Source organism: Duganella sp. CF458 (assembly GCF_900113115.1).
Classification (GTDB): Bacteria; Pseudomonadota; Gammaproteobacteria; order Burkholderiales; family Burkholderiaceae_D; genus Rugamonas.
Window position 1 is genome coordinate 1 of sequence record NZ_FOOF01000045.1, and the last position, 3,917, is coordinate 3,917.

Genomic DNA, 3,917 nt, shown 5'->3' on the forward strand with positions numbered 1-3,917 from the left:
AAGGTACTACGGGGCAGCGCCGAGCAGCTGTTGAGTTGGAAATGGACGCAGCTTAAATTACCCGGCAAAGTGTCTTGACTGATGGGTCCACTTTACTGATTCTAATGATCCCAGGCACACTCAGTACAAGTTCCTGAAGGAGCATGGCTCGGTGAATGGGCGCCAACTGCCCTCCGCCCCAAAAGTATCGACCAAGGATCGTTGCGCGGCCTGGCGTCGGCAAGCCCGCTTACCGCGCACGTTGCTGCCGCCTCTGCCAAGTAAGCGCCGATTCTTTCGTCAACCGGATCGAAGTGATGACGGTGTCATCTACCGCGCTTTGGAAGGCCTGCATCAAGCGGTGCCACAACCTCACTACCCCGCCGTCCCGACCGTGGCCGCACATGCTGGTATGGCCCGGGGTTCTGCGCGCCGCATACCGTCTTGCCTTAAGCATCTGCGACCAGCAAATTCGTCCAAAGGAAGTACGGCCCGCACGAGCGCCATGGCAAAGCACTGACGCCCGCGCCAGTCGACAGGTCGTGCTATGCTCAGCATTCCGAAGGGAGGTGCACATGTGGATCTGCAAGCGATGCGCGGGCAAACTGCATCATTCGGAATACCAACCCGCCATTGACCACCTTGGTGCATACTTTCTTTGTCCGCGATGCGGATACCGCAATAGCATTGCAGCCATTCGTAGGCCTGGTGGGCCACTCAAGTTGGTCCTGGTGGGTGATTAGCCATCGCGCTATTGCGCAGGAGCCCATCCCGACGCCGCGCTAGGTTCCTGTAGGCATGTCCTGATGCGCACTTGATGGTTCGCGCCATGCAAGGATGCGTTCCAGCGCCAGCGAGTGCGCCTCAGCGATCGCTGCTCTCGCGCTGTGAAAGGTCGTGGTCGTCATGGCTTCGTCCAAGTGCTCCATTCGCTCGGCGGGCATGCTGATCCACACCAATTGCGCTTGAAATCCGTCAGGGACTTCCTTGACCGACACGTTATATACATAGCCATCGGTCGTCCTGGTCTCGTCCGCCGTCGCAAGTGAATATTGCTCTTGCACCTCAACCTCATGCTCGAAGATGACTGGCTACCTATTCATCTTAGCGCGTTTGGGGCGGGCGCATTCGGCAACGCGGGCAAATGACATCGCATGGCAACGGCCTGCAGCACGTTGAGACCGACGTATCACTGATAATAATGCGCCAAAGTGTGAAATTCAGCACGGTGCGCCTCACATATCCAGTGTAAGCTCCATACAAAGATTACCGACAATTGTCCGGTTCAGAAGGAGGTTTACCTCCACATGCCCAGCATTTGAAAATCCCGCTGGGATTCTTGACATGTTGCCCGTCTTCGGGTTTAGCCCGCGTTTGCGGGCCATTTTCCCGACTAAGAGTGGGACTGACCGCTTTACAGAGTGCCGGGTGCGAAGCCGCCCCAGTTTCGACGACCGACTGCATTCAGTGCAGCGTAATTGCCCCACTGAGGTGTACTGTCAATAGTGGACACTCTCGTCTCAAGCTGCCAGCGCTTCTTTATTGAATTCCGCCGCAAAGCGCGCTGGCGATTTGTAGCCAAGGCGCGAGTGGCGCCGCTGGCGGTTGTAGAAGATCTCAATGTACTCCGTGATTGCCGCCTGCGCTTCAGCCCTGCATGCAAAGCGACAATGATGAACCAGCTCATTTTTCAAGTTGCCCCAGAAGCTCTCCATCGGCGCGTTGTCGAAGCAGTTTCCCTTGCGCGACATCGAAGTCTTCATTCCAAATTGGTTCTGCAGTTTCCTGTATTTCTCTGCGCAGTATTGACTGCCGCGATCAGAATGATGGATCAATCCCGCCGCCGGTCTTTTGTTGCGCACAGCTTGCCACAAGGCTTGCGCCGTCAAGTCCTGCGTCATGCGTGGCCCCATCGCATAGCCTACCAGCTCGCAGGTGAACACCTCCTTCACGCCGGCCAGATAGAGCCAGCCTTCCTCGGTCGCGATGTAGGGGTGAGTAGACCGTGGGAATTTCACCCACGGCCCCTCGCAGAACCGGACGTGAGCCTCTCGACTCATCCGGCTCCCATCATCCAGCATTAGGGAGACATCCCAGCTTCCAATGCCAGAAGGCATTTTGAAACTTGCGCGCAAGTCGCCCAAGAGCATGCCCTGCACGGGTTTTGTGCCGAGCAAGGTGTTTGTACTTGCGCATCATCCAGCGCGTCAGCTAATCATTCAAGTGCTTCCACACAGCGGACATCGCCGACTCGTAGAATCGACCGTAATACTGATGCCAACCTCGGATTATTGGATCGAACATGGCGGACAGATCCGCCACGCTCTTGTCACATTTCAGCTGAAGGTGCCACCCACGTATCGCCTGCCGTATTGCCTTGAGGGCGTCACGACTAACGGCGGGGGCGAAGTTCACGTAGACGCGACCAAACTTGTCCATCGCTTTGCGCGGTCGAAAAGTATAGCCAAGAAACGTAAATTGCACACACGGGAAATCTCCCTGCCGATTGATATCTTTGCAGTACACGATCCGCGTTTTCTCAGGATGTAGTTCGAGCCCGCACTGCCCAAAGCGCTCGCCAATCTTTGCCAAGACGAACTTAGCCTGCGCCTGACTTCGGCAGTGGATCACCCCATCATCAGCATAGCGGCAGAACCGCACGCTTGGAAGATGACGACCTACCCAGCTGTCAAATGCATAGTGCAGAAACAGATTGGCCAACAAAGGACTGACGACTCCACCTTGCGGCGTGCCTCGCGTCCTTTCTACAAGCGCACCATCCGACATTTGCATTGGCGCTTTCAGCCAACGCTCGACGTATAGCAGCGCCCATGGCGTCTGACAGTGCTTTCTTAGCGCCCGCATGAGCAGATCATGCTCGATGTTATCAAAGAGTCCCTTGATATCGAACTCAATCACCCAGTCATATTCCCAGCTTCGCCGCCTCACCATGGCGATCGCATCGTGCGCCGAGCGCCCAGGACGATAGCCGTAGGAATTGGTATGAAATATCGGGTCGATAACTGGCTCAAGCAGTTGCTTGACCACCGTTTGCGCCACCCTGTCCGCCACCGTCGGTACTCCCAGCATGCGCACCCCGCCAGATTTCTTCGGGATGGCCACGCCTTTTACCGGAGGCGGCATATAGCTCCCAGAACACATACGATTCCAGAGCTTGTACAGGTTGCCGCTTAGGCGGCTCTCGAATTGGTCCAGCGATTCACGGTCTATACCCGCAGACCCTCCATTTGCTTTCACACTTTTATAGGCTTCCCATACAAGCGCCTTGGGAATGTCATAAGGCTTGGTCATTGGGCTGCGCTCCTCCCGCTTGCACGGTTGACACAACCAAATGCCAGGATGACGCAGCCCCTTCGCTCCACCGCCATTACAGCGGCTTCAACACTACTACGAGCTGCTCCGTCCCTTGGTGGCGCATCGCTACTATCGGCCTTGCCTTTCGGGCTTGTGCCTTTCGGGCTTGTGCCTTTCGCTTTACATCGCCACCGAAGGTTCCCGCAGTTCAACGTAAGAGCCCGGATCAGACTGACGCTGCCTCTATGCCGGACACCGCCTGGCCCGTAAGCAGGTAACGGCCAGACTAATCGCAGGGCAACATCACTCCCCGGTTTTGATGTCATCTGAGTACTTTCGACACTTGAACGGCAGTTCACGGTTGTTCGTCTTCCTTAATCCATACCTGATGCCTCGAAGGCACCTTTTCCATAACGCTCACGACCCAGGCTTTTGACCAACGCCGCTTATGGTGGTTTGCAACCCGCTCCTGCAAGCCGATTGCGAGGGGCCATACCCTCATCTCTTACGCCGCTTGCTGCGGCACACTGATGTCTGCCACCCAGGCTTCGTTTGGCCGCGTCGGCAGGAACGTTTGGTTCAACAAGTTCGGCGCGACCGGCATGTCATGCCCGGAATTGGTG

General features: G+C 56.4%; 2 protein-coding genes and 1 pseudogene. All 3 read right to left on the bottom strand.

Annotated elements, in window-relative coordinates; translation table 11 throughout:
• Window positions 1–761 precede the first annotated feature (761 nt).
• Window positions 762–1,043 carry a hypothetical protein gene (locus tag BM269_RS28815; protein ID WP_090446023.1) on the bottom strand — a complete coding sequence of 94 codons (282 nt, stop codon included), beginning with the start codon at window positions 1,041–1,043 and terminating at the stop codon, window positions 762–764.
• Window positions 1,044–1,499: 456 nt separating this feature from the next.
• Window positions 1,500–1,970: pseudogene (locus tag BM269_RS28820) on the bottom strand (IS3 family transposase); the annotation flags it as partial.
• A gap of 220 nt (window positions 1,971–2,190) precedes the next feature.
• Window positions 2,191–3,291: a group II intron reverse transcriptase/maturase gene (gene ltrA / locus BM269_RS28825; RefSeq protein WP_211482762.1), complete on the bottom strand. Its 1,101-nt coding sequence runs from the start codon at window positions 3,289–3,291 to the stop codon at window positions 2,191–2,193.
• Window positions 3,292–3,917: the final 626 nt, after the last annotated feature.

Coding starts and splice junctions, on each gene's coding strand:
- ltrA (WP_211482762.1), bottom strand. CDS start 3,291: ATGACCAAGCCTTATGACATTCCCAAGGCGCTTGTATGGGAAGCCTAT.